We start from the raw sequence: 15,069 nt of genomic DNA, 5'->3' as shown, positions 1-15,069 counted from the left end.
GTGCATAGCTATGTCTCCGTTCCGTACGCGCGGACGGTGCGCTGATCGGTGCTGTCCTCGGTTTCGACGCGTACCGGGAACGAATCGTCCTGAGCCACAGGATACGTCTCGAACACGAGCTTGAATCGTTTCGTCCCGCTGGCAGGAACCGTCACAGTACGACTGTCCACGAGTTCTGGGTCATCGCCGACCACCAAATCGACGTCACGCGTCACTTCTGCAGTCCCCGTATTCTCGATCGCAGCAGTCACTTCCAAGACTTCACCACCAGTCACCGGACTATTCGTGTCGAGAATCGTCACGACGACCGCTCCTTCGTTCCCGCCATCATCGCTCCCTGCCCCGTCGACGCCTTCGAACACCCATGGATTGACCGCCGTATACGTGTTCTGCTCGTCGATCACCCACGTCTCGATCTGGCACGTATGGCAGCCGCCATCGATCTGGATCGACGCCGTGTCACTCGTCCCACTGATATCGGACACGTCGAGAATTACGTCAGACTGCGTCAGCCACCAGACGACACGATCCAGTTCGGTGGTGGCACTCAAAATATCAAGTTCGAGCGTGGTCGGTTCGTCGGCGGCAAGTTCACTGGTGGGTGGCCGCGTCGCATCGACGGTTGGCGGTGCAGCTCCGTCATCAGCCACCGTCACCTCCCAGCGCGAGGCAGTGTTCCCGTCGTCAGCGACCACGACCGCATCCACGAGATACGTCCCGGCAGCGTCGAACGTGTGCGCAAAGAACTCGCGGCCAACGTCAGCGAAATACGTTGCAGACCACGGCCCGGTCGGCGTCGTGACGTACTCGCCGTCAACATACCAGTGCGTGGAGCCCTAGTGATCCAGCATCTCGGCATCAATCTCGAAGAGAACCGTCGTCCCCGGTTGAACTGTGAGTTCCTGCTCGCGCTTGGGATACGCGTACCGGGCGTCGAACGGATCGATCCCCGTGACAGTAACCATCATCTCAGCGACGTCCATCTCCGTTTCGACCCGGACAGGGAACGTGTCATCACGACGTACTGGGTACGTCCGGAACTGCAGAAACTCGACGGTTCGTGTCTCGCCTGCCTCCACCGGGACCGTTCGTTGGCCGACCACCTCCGGATCTCTGCCCACGACCAGACTCAGTTCGACCCGCTCATCCGTGGCGGCACTGTTCTCGAGTCTGACTGTCAAATCAAGGAGGTCACCACCCTCAAGTGGGGTATTCGACCCAGTGATGTCGACTGTAATATGATCGGATGCCACGCTACTGGACGACAGGAGCGAAACTGTGCCAACCCCGGCTCCAACCCTTGTCAGGTACTGCCGCCGGTTCATATCACATACTAGTTCACCCAATTGCAAGAAGATTACATATGTACCAGCTCATGGAATTCTTCAGATTCAACGCGCGAGAGTGCGAACCACACTGATACTGTCTTTCCCCACCCCCCTCCTCAACTCATAAACTATCATATCATTGTGTCCGTGGCGGTCGGCGGCTTCACCACCGCCCGACACAGCCAGACTCACCACATCGGCTCTGTTGAAATCCTTAGCTGTTGGCAGTTTTCAACCCTTTTTGATCAGTATAGGAGATATACGTTCTCTCAATACAGTAAGAATCCTACCAGTGATGCCTCGATGGAAGTGGTGACTACCGCCGATCAAACTGGGCGGATATGAAGGCCGAGAGATTTTATTGGCAGCCACTGTGGGTCCGGTATGGCAAACGACGAACAAGAATCCGAGACCGAAGCGGAATCGGCAGCTGATGAGACGGAACGAGAAGGTGAGCGGGTGATGAGTCGGGCAGACGGTGCGGGAATCATCCGTGAAGTCGCTGATGGTGTCGAGAACGGGACAATCGACATCGAAGGCGAGAACGGCTTCACGGTGGCGGTTCCAGAGCACTTCGAGCTGGAAGTCGAATACGAGGTTACCGACGACGAGGCCGAGTTCGAAGTTGAACTCGAATGGCAGATGGAAGACGGCGAACCGGTATCGGCAGACGAATGAACGGTTGCCGGCCTCTGTTGCAGCCAATCGTGTGAGAATCGTATCCGTTCAATAATCGGACGGTGCAGAGTGTCCTCCGAACCAGATAAGAACCGAATCAAGATGTACGGCTCCTGTCTGCTGACCATCGACTGGTTAAGGAGTCTATTCGATGGCTTGCACGCCCTCAAGCGCTGTACGTGATGGGAGTGAATCATCGCCAGTTTTGCAGGTTCGCCGGCCGAGATGCTGGTCGATGATCACGTCGCTGGGCCGTCAGGGCGAATGCGAGGATGGCGACGCGTCTAAAACGTACAGACCGCTCGAGTCGACTTGCACGGTGGATTAATAGCTGTCTCACTCGTAATACACGGTCGTGACAGCATCCGGCGCCGGCTTTCACTCGTTGACCACCGAAGTCCACGACCATCACCCGACGGTCGAGGGCACCATCCCCGACTGGCTCTCTGGGACGCTGGTTCGCAACGGGCCCGCCCGTTTCGAGGCAGGCGATCGTCGCGTCAACCACTGGTTTGACGGGCTGGCAATGCTCCGGCGCTACGCTTTCACCGACGGCCGGCTCCGCTACTCGAACCGATTTCTCCGCACCGATGCCTACGAGGAGGCGATGGACGGGCGGCTGACCGGCCAGTTCGGCACTGACACGCGTGGCTGGCGTCGTCTCCTCGAGACGGTAGCTTCTCTGGGGGTCCCCGAACCGACAGACAATGCGAACGTCCACGTCGCCCGCATCGACGGCGAGTACGTCGCACTCACGGAGGCCCCGCGCCGGGTCGCCTTCGATCCCGAGACGCTCGAGACACGCGGGCACTTTCGATTCCACGACGACCTACCCGAACACATCACGGCTGCGCATCTCGTCGACGACCCCCACCGGGACGAACTGGTCGGCTTCGCCACGCAGTTCGGCCGGACGCCACAGTATCATCTCTATCGTCTCCCACGGGGGAGTCGTACGCGGGAGGTCATCGCCTCCATCGACGCGAACGGGCCAGCGTACATCCACGACTGCAGCGTCACCGCCGACCACGTCATCATCGTGGAGTCGCCACTCGTCCTCTCGGTACTCCAGGCACTGAATCCGTTTACCGAGGGTGCGATCGACATGCTCGACTGGCAGCCGGAGCGCGACACGCGCGTGCTCGTGGTCGACCGCGATACCGGTGACCTCGTGGCCGACCCGACGCTTGATCCGGCCTTCACCTTCCATCACGTCAACGCCTACGTCGACGGTGGGACGATCGTCCTTGACGTGGTGGAGTTCCCGAACGGCGACATCGTCGACACGATGGCACTGTCCGAACTCGACGGCGACGGCTTTCCTGCCGTGCCCGACGCTCACCTGATGCGGTACCGTATCGATCCCGACGCGAACACGATCAGTCGAACGCGACTCTACGATGGCGCGATGGAGATGCCACGCGTCGCTCGTTCGGTCGTCGGTAGACACCACCGCTACGCGTACGGCCAAGCGACCGATCGCGCAGGGGCGAACGGACTGGTTAAAGTGGACTGTGAGACGGGCACCGCCAGGGAGTGGTGGGAACGGTCGGTCTACATCGAGGAACCAGTTCCCGTCCAGCATCCCGATGCCGACGCCGAGGATGCGGGAGTCGTGCTCGCGACGGCGCTGGACACCCAACGTGAGCGGACGACACTCATGATTTTTGATGCAGCGACGCTCACTGTCCAAGCGCGGGCAGTTCTCCCACATCCGGAACCCTTCGGCTTCCACGGCCGGTTCTTCCAGAGCGTGTAGCTCATGCGAGGTCGGCGAGCGTCTCCGTCGTGACGGGGTTCGCTAGCGGGTCGAGCATCGTCGTCAGTCGGACGATCGCCGAAGACGCTCGGTCGGCAACGAAGGGGCGCCCCTCGCCGAATCGCTGTGCGATGGGATCGAACGTCCCAACGCTCGTAAGCGCGTATCCGTTGTGGACTCAGCACGTACAGCTGATTTCAGGCAGATCTAGACCATGCAAACGAGTTTCAATACTCCGGACGGACTTCGGGACTTCAATGGAGTGCGTCGGGTAAAACTCGTGGTCCTCCGGGACAGCCAATAGGTGAATTCCCACTCGAGACCAATCTGTCACCGGAACGGCCTTCTGTCGGTCGTATCGCATCACGCCGGGTTCCGTTGTGCCGTGATCACTTCAAATCGTGCGCCCCCATCCTCGCTTTCGGTCACATCGACCGTCCAGCCGTGGGCCTCGACGATTCCTCTGACGATGGCGAGGCCAAAGCCCGTTCCCTCACTCGTCGTCGAGTAGCCCTGATCGAATATGTCCTCGCGTATCGCAGGTTGGATGCCCGGCCCGTCGTCTGCGACGTAAAATCCATCACCGCTCTCGAGCCGACCGACACGGATCGTCACGTCGTCGCCGCCGTGATTCAGCGCGTTCGAGAGGAGATTCTCGACTACCTGTCGCAGCCGACCCTCGTCAGCATCGACGCGATAGTCCGCAAGCACGATGTCGATGGTCGCACGGTCGCTCGGAATCGTCTCACAGACCGACTCGAGTAGCGTCGCCAAGACGATCGGCTGGGTCTCGTCGACCTGCTGACCGTTGCGTGCGAGCGTTAGCAGATCGTCGATGAGCGCGTTCATCCGCTTGTGAGCGGCTTCGACACGATCGAAGTCTTCCGCTGCGCCGCTCTCACGACCGAGTTCGAGAGCAACCTGTGCGACTGTCAGCGGGTTTCGAAGGTCGTGACTGACGACGGAAGCAAACTCCTCGAGGCGAGCGTTAGTCCGCTGGAGTTCACGCTCTCGTTCTTTGCGTTCGGTGATGTCCTGAAACGCGCCGCGCGCACCGATGAGGGCGCCATCGTCGTCGTTCCACGGCGTTCCCAGCGTTCGAACCCAGCGCTGCTCATCGGTAGCCGTGATGATCCGCAACTCCAGATCGTAGCCCTCCCCTGTCGTCTGCAGTCGTTCGAACGCGTCCACAATCGTCGCTCTGTCATCTGGGTGGTAGAAGTCGATACCGTCTTCGATCGCCGGCTCGTACTCGGCTGGCAGTCCGTGGATACGGTGGACTTCATCGGTCCAACGCATCGTCTCCGTTCGGAAGTCGACTTCCCAGCCGCCGATATCCGCGACGGTCTGGATTTGTCTGAGAAACTCCCGTTTTTGCTCGAGTTCCTGGGCACGCCGTTTGTGTTCCGTGATGTTTCGCCCCTCGGTGATGAGCAGGACGACCTCGTCCCGTTCGTCCGTGATCGGTCGAATCGAGAAGTCGATGATGGCAGTTTCATCGGCTCCTCGTACTTCGACGTCGTATCGGACGAACTCGCCAGTTGCAGCCGACCTGACGGCGCCTTTCAGCTGCGTCTGAGTGTGTTCGTCGGCCTGCCACCAGTACGTGTCCCATATCGGCTGGTCGATGACCGCCTCACGCTCGAGACCGCCGAACTCGAGCGCGGATTCGTTGGCCTCGAGCAGTGTCCCTTCGGTGTCGATCAACCCGATATACTGGTACGTCTGGTTGAATATGGCGTCGTACCGGCGTTCACGATCTTTCTGTGCGGTGACATTCCGTGTTGCGCCGACGAGTTTCTCGACGGTTCCATCGATGATGACGGGGGAAATCCTCGTCTCCCAGTAGGGACCTTCGTTGGGGACTGAGACGAGTTCTTCGTACTCGATCGGTTCACGCCGGGCAACACACTCTCGATACTTCTCGAGAATCGTCGTCCCCTCTTCGAGACCGAAGACGTCTCGTAACCCCCGTCCACGGAGTTCGTCGCTCGTAAGGCCCGTGTGGCGTTCGTAGGCAGGATTGACGCGTTCTAACCGGCACTCGTCTTCGTCCTCGGCGAGATCGATGAGAAAGAGCGCATCCTGTGTGTTTTCGAACAACGTTTCGGCGAGCTCGACTCGTTCCTGATGTACCTTGCGCTCGGTGATTTCACGGGCAAGTATCGTGAGGCCGTCCCCAGCGGCGTACAGAGTCACTTCGATCCACACGTCGACCGGCTCGCGGAGTCGCGTTTCGAACGAGTGTGTGTCCTGTGTTTCGATGGCGTCCCGGCAGTGTGACTCGAAGGCAGACCCGCGAAACGCTGGGATGGCGTCCCACACGACCGCACCGTCGATGTCAGCGGCCGAGGTGCCAGTCCACGCAGCCATCCGTTCGTTCCAGTACGTGACGCGTCCCTCGGTATCCACTGCACAGCATGCATCCGAGATCCGCTCGATCAGTTGCTCATCTGTTGATCGATCATTAATCATCTAAATAATGTCGTACAGCGGCGGTTTCGAGGCATCGTGGTGGGACTGCGTTCCGGTCGGTTCCGGGCAAGCGGTAGAAAACAGTTGTGCCCCGTGTGGCAACTCCAGCGGTCTGCTCGTCGCTTTTCGTTCGCACAAACGCTTCGAAACGGACCTCATCGATCGCACAGCGGTCAGACACTGCGCGTTTGCGAGAGGGCACTGACACACTCCTTCGAGACACGTTTTCGGCGTACATTCGTGACAGAAATACATCCTTATTGATGTATTGGGGCCGACCTGCGATTTAGTCGACGCGCTCGCCTCGAGCATAGACGGCGTTAGTCGGCAGCGACTGCCTTCCGGATCCGTGCTGCCAACTCGTCGTACCGTTCGGTATTTGGTCCCTTCTGGACGTAATCAGTGACGCCAGTTTCGATCGCCTGGCTGGCAACTGTTTCACTCCCTTTGGCGGTGAAAACAATGAACGGAATGGTCGCGTCCTCTTCGCGAACGGCTTTTAAAAAGTCGAGACCGCTAATCGCCGGCATCTGATAGTCACTCACAATACAGTGGAACGACACTTCCTCGAGTCTCGTCACCGCTTCGAGGGGGCTCGTCGCAGTAGTGACGGTCATATCGTCGTTCTCGCGCTCGATGTAGGCACCGATCGTTTCGGGGAGTCCTGGTTCGTCGTCGACGAGCAACACCCGAATCTCCTCGCGTTCGTCGGGTTGACTGTGCGTTTCGCGCACGCTCTCGATTCGGATCTGATGGCGAACTGCGAGGTCAAGCCACTCGCCGATTTCGCCGTGAAGATTCGTGGACTCGGCTATCTGTTGCTCCGGATCGTACGTCATAAGCCCGGCGTCGACGAGTTTTGGGAACTGACTGTGATGTAACAACGTGCGTAAGTGTTCGCGATCGATCTCCGGGGACTCGTCCCCACGGATCTCTGCGATCACGTCAGTGAGTTCGTCGACCGTCGCAACTCTATGCTGGCGAAGGTGAAACAGCACGGTTCGCCGACTCGCATCGGAGAGTACATGAAACAATTCATCGCCCGAGAGATCAGCGCGACCACGGCTGCCCGGAGTATCATCGTCTCCCATACCTGGTAGAGATGACTACACAATCATAAGCGTTATTTACAATTTGGACATATTACAAAAATGGCCGATAGTCCAGCTATGCGGACATCTCTTCGCGACATCGGATTCTTGTGGCTGGTGAGTACGTGACCTGATCAGTCGTTAGGGCTGTGGCAAGGAGGATTTGAACCTTGTGGGAAGTATAAAGAGTGTTTCTACCAGACAATCCACAATTTCTCAAACATCTGTAAAAACACCGTGGAGAATAGAGACAAGGTGTGGTCGATAAACCACCTCCAACTACATTAAACGACTTGTAGATGTTCCTTCCGGAGTTCCTCGTCTGTGAACTCTTGTCCGTGAATCTCCTTCATGTGCTTCTGAGCCAGTTCTACTGCCTCTTCTTCGTCTTCCGATTGAATAATAAACCGGCACGTGTCAGATACCGATTCACAATCGAGTTTGTGTGCGTCGGCCATGGGTCTCTCCTGTTCCTCCGCGGACAGTGCTTCATAACCCGCCCATTGTTACCAAGCACCAATCTAACTACCACGGGATATTATTTAATGGCTTCTGTCAGGAAGTATGTGGAAATTTTGGAGGAGTTCCATCGAACGATCTAATTGTTCGTGACACTAATTCTTCCACTTCACTCATAGGGATCAGCAGACTAGTTCATAGTTTCTCTCGTCGTGCGGGTTTTCCAGTAGGCTGTTTTGTTCGTGAGAATCTCCGAATATCCACGCTGATCCCTATCAGTAATAGTATAACCTCACGATCGATACGCATACGTGGTTACCGAATTTCGCAGCTTGGATTCAATCCGTTACTATAGTGGAATATTTTCGGTTCTGGGTTGCCGAAATAGCCCAAAGCGCATCATCCTTCAGGAAGGCTCGTTTCTCTCGAGTAACTGCCCTCGATATAGCTCGGCGGTGTCCTGATCAAACTTGTCGATCGAGACGACATCACCGTCGTCGAGATCGTCGTACTGCTTGACGTACGCCGTCGCGTCCGACTCGTCTACGAACGGCAGCGGATTCAGCCGCATCGGGTCCGCAACGCGGTCTGGGTCCGTCTCAAGCGCAAAGCTCGCCTGGAACGCGTCGATCAGGTCACGGGTTTCGAAATCGTGCACCCACGCCCCTGTTATCGATGCGTCGGGGGCACCGAACTGCTCGGGTACGACGTAATACGTGGTCAGACACCCGGGCGTGCAAAAGTACGCCCGCGTGCTATCGTCGTGGACGAGTTGCGCGTTCCACTCGGGATACTCCGCAGGAACCATATTACAGACCGCGCAGTTCGCATCCGATGGCACGTCGGTCGGTTCGACCACATCGTTTCCGTTCGATCCCGCGTTCTGCAGTGTGGCGGCGACGTCCTCAGCCCGGACGAGTTGGCCCCTGATCTCGCCATCAGGGTGAGTCTCGGTGTGGACGTTCACGTATGCGTTTCCGTTTCGAATTTCATCGACGAGTGCCCCGAGGCTCTCCCCTTCGAGGTCACCGATGAGGTGCTCGTCGGTGATCGTCCCAGTCGCAAGGATACCATCGGACCGCCCCTCCTGCAGTTCGGGTTGGCTGGCGTCAGGACCGGGATAGAGCCACACGACGGCGGGACCCGATTCGCCTTCTGCTCCGAGGTGAATGTGTGCTTGATTGGCGTCTTCGATGGCGTTGACCAGCAACGCGTACTCGAGTTCGCTCCCGTCCTCGCTCAGGCTGACCACCGCACCGCCAGTCGCGGTCGTCTCGACCGGCTCGGGCTGCTGGTCGCCGGTCAGCGCACTCAGAAACAGTCCGTTCGACGCACTCGAGTCGTCTTCAGCGGTCGAAGCCGATTGTGCAGTCGCGGTCGTCCCAAGTCCGGTTCCGAGTGCCGTGGCTGCGCCAAGGGCCAGAAGTTTGCGTCTGTGAACACCGGGCGCGATTCGCGGCTGTGACCGTGCGTCATTGTCAGTCATATCACCATCCACACGGGTGCCGGTAGTAAAGTCGACACTTGCAATGCCATCGCAAACCGCCCGTGTCGTCTCTCGTGTGGCGGTTGCTGGTGAATAGGAGCCGACCTGAATTCATCACAATGGCTGATCCGCTCGGCGACCGTCTCGAGTCGGCACTCGACTCGATGGTTCCCATCACCGAGTGGTTACCAAACTATGACTCCCCGTGGCCTCGACGTGACGTACTCGCCGGGATCATGGTCACGGCGTCGGTAATCTCCGAAGGACTGACGTCCGTATCGCCGGCGAACATGCCGCCGGTGACCGGATTGTATGCCGGGCTGCTGGCAACCGCTGTGTGCGTTTTCGTCGGCACATCGCGGCAAGTGGTATTCGGACCCACGTCAGCACTAGCGATCCTGCTGGCGGCAAGTGTCGAGTCGTTCGCGACCGGTGGGACGGCCTCCTACGCTGGACTGGTCGTCTTATCCAATTCATACTAACGTAGCTTTGAGACAGGTTACTGGGCGGTGCCCCCAAACCGTTCGGGGACAACTGTCCGCTCGACGAGAAACGTGACTGCAAGGCCGAGAACACTGCCAAGTATACCGACGTCGATGAAAAAGAGGAGTCCCTCAACAACGAATCCAAGTCCAATGACGAGTGGGACACAGAGGAGAACGAGACCAGTCACAACGTAGCTGAGACGTTCGCGCTGTTCTTTGGAAACACGATCACGAATAAGCCATGTGATCGGACCAAAAATGAGAGCGGTCACGACAGCAAAAACTGCGACCCATCCCCACGGACTTGTCTCGTAGCTACTCACACGAGTCCCCGTAAAGAGTGCGATGAGAGCCAGTAAGCCAATTCGTGCAAGTTGGCGTGAGCGGTATGATCCTAGCATAGACCTGTCGTAGTGTTGCCGTACATCGCTAGCTAACTTCAGTATATTTGAAAACTTGGAGAAAGTCACCGAATGTCGAGCGAAATGTGACAGATGATAAAATACGAGGAGAATATTCATCAGTGATCGATTTCGGCCCTCGTGGAGTGTACCGCTCGATTTCAGCATGGGAAATAAAGGGGTGGCCAGTTATGCAACCTTACAGCGGTGTACGTGTTGGATAACAAATATTGGATCAGCTGAACGCCTGTGACATGGATGACCTCACAGGATTTCAACGAGACCTGCTGTACGTGATCACCGGGTTCGATCGACCGTCCGGACAGGACATCAAAGAAGAGATCGAGAGCTACTACAGCAGCGAGATCAATCACGGGCGGCTGTACCCGAATCTCGACACCCTCGTCAACAAAGGCCTCGTCGAGAAGGGACAACTCGACAGGCGAACGAACTACTATACGATTACAGCGGACGGCGAGCAAGCGATCGTGGAACGACAAGCGTGGAAGGCACAGTACATCGGCTAACGGCGGGACCAGTCGTGGTTCACTGCGATCTCGAGCAGCGAAAAAGACCGGGTTCGCAGTTGCGTTGGCGTGGGCACCTCACAGAGCCAGCAACCAGCAAGAAGTGCATTTTAGGGATCTGACGTGAACGTGTCGCTATGGTCTCCGTTCGCCTTCGAGAACGCGTCATTGGCCTCTTCATCGTGCTCCTCGTCGTCCTCGCCGGAATTGGCTGGCGGCGGCGTGAGACGGCCCGACACGTGGCCGAGCTTCGGCAGGCTGCAACCCCCGGACGCGAGCGCGTGTTCACGGAAGACGACCTCGAGGGACTCCCCAACCCCGTCCGCGCATATTTCGCCACCGTCCTACAGGAGGGACAGCCATACATCAACTCGGTCAGTCTCGAGCAGACCGGCAAACTGCGCCCCGGCGGCGCAACAGCAGCGTGGAAACCGTTTTCAGCGACGCAGTACGTCACGGTCGATCCACCAGGATTCATCTGGGATGCGTCGGTCCGTCTCGCGCCGCTCATCTCGGTCCGCGTCCGTGACCAATTCCACGACTGGACGGGAACTGCGAGCGTGTCGCTTTTCGGTGTCGTCCCGCTCGAGACGGTCGACTCGAGTCCAGAACTGGAGGAAGCGGAACTGATGCGGTATCTCGCCGAGGCGGTGTGGTATCCGACGGCGCTCCTCCCCACAGCGGGTGTCGAGTGGGAGCCGGTCGATGATCGGACGGCGAACGTGACCATCGAAAACGGGGACGTAAAGGCGTCGGTTACGTTTTCGTTTACCGAAGCCGGAGAGGTAGCGCGCGTCCACGCTGACCGGTATCGGCACGTCGACGATGGATACGAGTCGACACCCTGGTCTGGCTACTGGCAGAACTACGAGACACGGAACGGTATCCGCGTGCCGACGGAGGGAGACGTCATCTGGCACCTCCCGGACGGCAACATGCACGCGTGGCAGGGACAGCTCACGGCGATTCAGTACGACGAGTGCTGACAGCATTCATACGGACTCCTGCCAGTCAGGTCCAGTGCAACCACAACCTGCACTGCAGTTGCACTGGTACATCGATACAGCAGCCCGTATCGGTCACCGAGTACGCTGGTCCGTACACTGCGAAGTTGCGATAGATTCAACAGGTTGTTTGACATACTCAAACATGGCTGCCAGGGCAGCCAACGAGGACAGTCGTTTGCCGCGACTCGAGGGTGAGGCCGGTGTCTCTCCCAAACACTACTCGCCCTCTCCTGTGACTCTTGGCGTCGCTTCCACGTCTAGTTCCGTGCTTCGTTGACTGTCAGCTGCCGCCGTTACTGTGACAGAGTCGAGACGGGAAGCCGAGAGCAGCCGGTCAGATTATCACGCCATCCCACCTGACAGATACAGTCTGTAACGAATTATTATAGCCAATTTGTTGCGAAATCCGGGGAATTGAGTTAGTTTTAAACCACCACCAGCACTCGGTCGAATATGGATCGACCACTGCTCGTACCGCAGTTTTTAGACCGTGCCCGAACGTATTTTGGCGAGGAAGAGGCCATCATTGCTGCGAACGGCGATCGATTCACCTACGACGAGTTCGGCGAGCGGGCCGACCGACTCTCGGCAGCGCTGCAGGACCGCGGCGTCGAAAAAGGCGACCGCGTCGCCGTGCTCGCGCCCAACACGCACTATCACCTCGAATCCGTCTACGGAATCACCCAAATCGGCGCTGTTCACACGCCGCTGAACTACCGGCTCGTCCCGTCGGATTTCGAGTACATGCTCAACGACTGTGATGTGACCGCGATCATCGCAGACCACGAGTACGCCGATCAGGTCGAGGCCGTCCGTGACGAGGTTCCGGTCGAGACGTTCATCGCATCCAACGCCGACGAGGTCGACGGTGACTGGGAGGACTTCGACGAGGTGCTCGAAGACACCGAGCCGACGTACGATCGGCCCGAGATGGACGAAGAGGACATCATCACGATCAACTACACCTCGGGGACGACGGGCGACCCGAAAGGCGTGATGCGAAACCACCGCGGCGAGACCATCCACGCCTACTGTTCGTCGGTCCACCGCGAGATTAGCGACGACGACGTTTATCTGTGGACGCTGCCGATGTTCCACGTCAACGGCTGGGGTCACGTCTTCTCGATTACGGGGATCGGTGGCACGCACGTCTGTACGCGCGGCGTCGACGCAGGCGACGTGTTCGAGGCGATCCAGGACGAAGACGTCTCGTACTTCTGTGCCGCCCCGACCGTGCTCAACATGCTGCTCGATTACTACGACGAAAACGATCCGGTGACGACGGGCGACAACGACGTTCGCGTCGCTACCGCCGGCAGCGCCCCGCCGGAAGCGACGATCCGAACCGTCGAAGACGAGTTCGGCTGGGAACTAGCACACGTCTACGGCGCGACCGAGACCGGCCCGCTCATCGCCACCTCCGAGGTCAAGAGCTTCCTCGAAGACGACCAGGCCCGCTACGACATCAAGAAGCGACAGGGAATCCCGATGCTCGGCACGGAGATCCGCGTCGTCGACGACGACGGCAACGAGGTCCCGTGGGACGACGCGACGATCGGCGAGATCGTCGTCCGTGGCAACCAGATCATGGAAGGCTACTGGGAGAATCCCGAGGAGACCGAACGGGCATTCAACGACCGCCTCGAGGGCTGGTTCCACATGGGCGATCTCGCCACCGTCGACGAGAACGGGATGATCGCGATTCAGGACCGCAAGAAGGACATCATCATCTCCGGCGGCGAGAACATCTCGAGTATCGAACTCGAGGACGCGCTCTACGAACACCCTGAGGTCGCCGAGGTCGCCGTGATTCCCTCGCCCAGCGACCAGTGGGGCGAGACGCCGAAGGCGTTTATTGTGCCGGCCAACGGTGATCCGACGGATCCCGGTGTGACCGCCGAGGAGATCATCGACTTCACCCGCGAGAAACTCGCGAGCTACAAGGTCGTTCGTCGGGTCGAGTTCGTCAAGCAACTGCCGACGACGGCGACCGGAAAAGTCGAGAAGTACGAACTGCGCGAGCAGGAGTGGGACGAGGAGGACTCGCTGGTCGGCCAGGGATAACAGCGATAGAGCCCTCAAACTGTTTTCACACTGATTGTAGATCGTACAGCCCTCCCTCTATCAGGCATACATTGGCGTTCAGTACAATACTGTCTTGCTCGTAGACGTATTGCCGATTCCGACCGTCGTCAGTGGGTGAATTTCACAGCATTTTCGGTTGAAATATCGAATACGACAAGGATATAATTGTGCTCTCGTGATGAGGTGTATGGTTCAGTACGCGGCCTCGCGGTGTTCTACCTGCGGTGGCAAACAAAAACTACGGGCGGACGACTCTGCCTGGTGTCCGAACTGCGCCCAGTTTCATCCCGCTGCGTCGAAGTCGTAAGCCCTCGGGTCATACGGACGACTGTCAGTCAGTGCCGGTGGGACCACGACCCGCACTGCGAGTGCACCGGTAACTCGTGACAGCAGACCGTATCAAACAGTCCTCGAGGCGAGCGACCGCGAGATTTGTGTGTCTCCGCCGAGACGAGCGGTTGCGATCCGTTCGTGATGCTGTCGTTCGAGCAATGGACAGCTGCGACGGGATCGCGAATATCGATGTACTCCAACGAACAGAAGACAGTGTTCTCGTCCAGTTCGAGACATCGAGACCGAATACGTCAGCATCGCCAGCAACTTGACGCCGAGTACGAGCAGGGCCTCAAGGACGATCGCAGTTCTGAGAAACGATTCACTGATGGAACACGATCCGCACTCGGGTTCAGATGTTGTGACACGAATCCCCTCGCTCGTGGGCCCACATTCGGGACACCGCCGACTCGTGCTCGCCTATATCGGAGATTCTATCCGGTATCTAGGTTTGGCCGAAACGGTCCGAACCCGATTCCTTCATGCTGTTTTCGACGAGCACAGCGTTGGCACGTCGGTAAGGTTTGCACGGGGCGATAGACGAAGGGAGACAGTGAGCCAACTGCCCGTATGTCGATTGCCCTGCGGACGCTCGACGACGGCGCGTGGATCAGCGTCAACGACAGTCGCCAAGTGAGTGTGAGCGATGTCTGGACCCTTGCTGCTGGCACGTTCTGTGACTGTTCCCCGGCGTACGTCCTGCTCGAGGCGTTCGTCGATGTCGACGTCGATGGCTCGACCGTCGTCGCCCACGCAGTGGGCCAGTGTCTCGAGTGTGGGACGCGTGATTCGATCGAGCACCTTCCCGTGGGTCGCATCGTGAACGGCGACTTCTCCCCGTACGGCCCCGAGAGTGTTCAGTGGCTTGTCGAACCAGACGGCGAACGGTCGTAAGCCGATAGTGGCAAAGACGACCGGAACCGCCGAGACGCGGGGAGAACTGACGGCAGAGGAC

The 15,069-nt window shown here is 58.4% G+C and carries 14 protein-coding genes; 7 read left to right on the top strand and 7 right to left on the bottom strand.

All coding sequences use genetic code 11. The features are described from left to right. Positions 1 to 8 precede the first annotated feature (8 nt). The gene (locus tag ACERI1_RS16500) at positions 9 to 707 is read right to left on the bottom strand and encodes a hypothetical protein (protein ID WP_373619560.1); all 699 of its coding nucleotides are present in this window, start codon (positions 705 to 707) and stop codon (positions 9 to 11) included. A gap of 129 nt (positions 708 to 836) precedes the next feature. Then, entirely contained in the window at positions 837 to 1,253 is a 417-nt protein-coding gene (locus ACERI1_RS16495) for a hypothetical protein (protein ID WP_373619559.1), read from the bottom strand. A gap of 459 nt (positions 1,254 to 1,712) precedes the next feature. Between ACERI1_RS16495 and ACERI1_RS16490 the strand changes: the two genes are divergently transcribed. Continuing rightward, positions 1,713 to 2,006, top strand: a complete 294-nt coding sequence (locus ACERI1_RS16490) for an amphi-Trp domain-containing protein (protein ID WP_373619558.1) — start codon at positions 1,713 to 1,715, stop codon at positions 2,004 to 2,006. 355 nt (positions 2,007 to 2,361) lie between these two features. Then, entirely contained in the window at positions 2,362 to 3,765 is a 1,404-nt protein-coding gene (locus ACERI1_RS16485; RefSeq protein ID WP_373619557.1) for a carotenoid oxygenase family protein, read from the top strand. A gap of 363 nt (positions 3,766 to 4,128) precedes the next feature. Here ACERI1_RS16485 and ACERI1_RS16480 read toward each other — a convergent pair whose 3' ends face one another. The 4 genes from ACERI1_RS16480 to ACERI1_RS16465 form a co-directional block, all read right to left on the bottom strand. Then, on the bottom strand, positions 4,129 to 6,240 hold the full coding sequence (locus ACERI1_RS16480; protein ID WP_373619556.1) for a PAS domain-containing sensor histidine kinase: 2,112 nt from the start codon (positions 6,238 to 6,240) through the stop codon (positions 4,129 to 4,131). Between the two features lie 320 nt (positions 6,241 to 6,560). Continuing rightward, the gene (locus tag ACERI1_RS16475) at positions 6,561 to 7,331 is read right to left on the bottom strand and encodes a response regulator (RefSeq protein WP_373619555.1); all 771 of its coding nucleotides are present in this window, start codon (positions 7,329 to 7,331) and stop codon (positions 6,561 to 6,563) included. Positions 7,332 to 7,615: 284 nt separating this feature from the next. Beyond that, on the bottom strand, positions 7,616 to 7,789 hold the full coding sequence (locus ACERI1_RS16470; RefSeq protein ID WP_373619554.1) for a DUF1059 domain-containing protein: 174 nt from the start codon (positions 7,787 to 7,789) through the stop codon (positions 7,616 to 7,618). A 407-nt stretch (positions 7,790 to 8,196) separates the two neighbouring features. Further along, positions 8,197 to 9,276 carry a CHRD domain-containing protein gene (locus ACERI1_RS16465; protein WP_373619553.1) on the bottom strand — a complete coding sequence of 360 codons (1,080 nt, stop codon included), beginning with the start codon at positions 9,274 to 9,276 and terminating at the stop codon, positions 8,197 to 8,199. Between the two features lie 119 nt (positions 9,277 to 9,395). On the opposite strand from ACERI1_RS16465, the gene ACERI1_RS16460 reads away from it, so the two are divergent. Then, on the top strand, positions 9,396 to 9,758 hold the full coding sequence (locus ACERI1_RS16460; protein WP_373619552.1) for a SulP family inorganic anion transporter: 363 nt from the start codon (positions 9,396 to 9,398) through the stop codon (positions 9,756 to 9,758). Positions 9,759 to 9,775: 17 nt separating this feature from the next. On the opposite strand, the gene ACERI1_RS16455 is transcribed toward ACERI1_RS16460, so the two are convergent. Continuing rightward, the gene (locus ACERI1_RS16455) at positions 9,776 to 10,084 is read right to left on the bottom strand and encodes a hypothetical protein (protein WP_373619551.1); all 309 of its coding nucleotides are present in this window, start codon (positions 10,082 to 10,084) and stop codon (positions 9,776 to 9,778) included. A 332-nt stretch (positions 10,085 to 10,416) separates the two neighbouring features. Between ACERI1_RS16455 and ACERI1_RS16450 the strand changes: the two genes are divergently transcribed. The 4 genes from ACERI1_RS16450 to ACERI1_RS16435 all read left to right on the top strand — a co-directional run bounded on the left by ACERI1_RS16450 (position 10,417) and on the right by ACERI1_RS16435 (position 15,008). After that, complete coding sequence (locus ACERI1_RS16450; protein WP_373619550.1) at positions 10,417 to 10,689, top strand: helix-turn-helix transcriptional regulator; 273 nt, start codon at positions 10,417 to 10,419, stop codon at positions 10,687 to 10,689. A gap of 137 nt (positions 10,690 to 10,826) precedes the next feature. After that, entirely contained in the window at positions 10,827 to 11,675 is an 849-nt protein-coding gene (locus tag ACERI1_RS16445; RefSeq protein WP_373619549.1) for a DUF6544 family protein, read from the top strand. A gap of 474 nt (positions 11,676 to 12,149) precedes the next feature. Next, complete coding sequence (locus tag ACERI1_RS16440) at positions 12,150 to 13,760, top strand: long-chain-fatty-acid--CoA ligase (protein WP_373619548.1); 1,611 nt, start codon at positions 12,150 to 12,152, stop codon at positions 13,758 to 13,760. A gap of 924 nt (positions 13,761 to 14,684) precedes the next feature. Next, on the top strand, positions 14,685 to 15,008 hold the full coding sequence (locus ACERI1_RS16435) for a hypothetical protein (RefSeq protein ID WP_373619547.1): 324 nt from the start codon (positions 14,685 to 14,687) through the stop codon (positions 15,006 to 15,008). The last annotated feature ends 61 nt before the right edge of the window (positions 15,009 to 15,069 follow it).

The organism is Natrinema sp. HArc-T2, assembly GCF_041821085.1.
GTDB lineage: Archaea > Halobacteriota > Halobacteria > Halobacteriales > Natrialbaceae > Natrinema.
This window is presented reverse-complemented; position numbering and strand designations above follow the sequence as displayed.

What these genes read in the sequence shown, in the direction of transcription:
- ACERI1_RS16470 (WP_373619554.1), bottom strand. Translation starts at nt 7,789, where the DNA reads ATGGCCGACGCACACAAACTCGATTGTGAATCGGTATCTGACACGTGC.
- ACERI1_RS16445 (WP_373619549.1), top strand. Translation starts at nt 10,827, where the DNA reads ATGGTCTCCGTTCGCCTTCGAGAACGCGTCATTGGCCTCTTCATCGTG.
- ACERI1_RS16480 (WP_373619556.1), bottom strand. Translation starts at nt 6,240, where the DNA reads ATGATTAATGATCGATCAACAGATGAGCAACTGATCGAGCGGATCTCG.
- ACERI1_RS16465 (WP_373619553.1), bottom strand. Translation starts at nt 9,276, where the DNA reads ATGACTGACAATGACGCACGGTCACAGCCGCGAATCGCGCCCGGTGTT.
- ACERI1_RS16475 (WP_373619555.1), bottom strand. Translation starts at nt 7,331, where the DNA reads ATGGGAGACGATGATACTCCGGGCAGCCGTGGTCGCGCTGATCTCTCG.
- ACERI1_RS16440 (WP_373619548.1), top strand. Translation starts at nt 12,150, where the DNA reads ATGGATCGACCACTGCTCGTACCGCAGTTTTTAGACCGTGCCCGAACG.
- ACERI1_RS16490 (WP_373619558.1), top strand. Translation starts at nt 1,713, where the DNA reads ATGGCAAACGACGAACAAGAATCCGAGACCGAAGCGGAATCGGCAGCT.
- ACERI1_RS16460 (WP_373619552.1), top strand. Translation starts at nt 9,396, where the DNA reads ATGGCTGATCCGCTCGGCGACCGTCTCGAGTCGGCACTCGACTCGATG.
- ACERI1_RS16435 (WP_373619547.1), top strand. Translation starts at nt 14,685, where the DNA reads ATGTCGATTGCCCTGCGGACGCTCGACGACGGCGCGTGGATCAGCGTC.
- ACERI1_RS16450 (WP_373619550.1), top strand. Translation starts at nt 10,417, where the DNA reads ATGGATGACCTCACAGGATTTCAACGAGACCTGCTGTACGTGATCACC.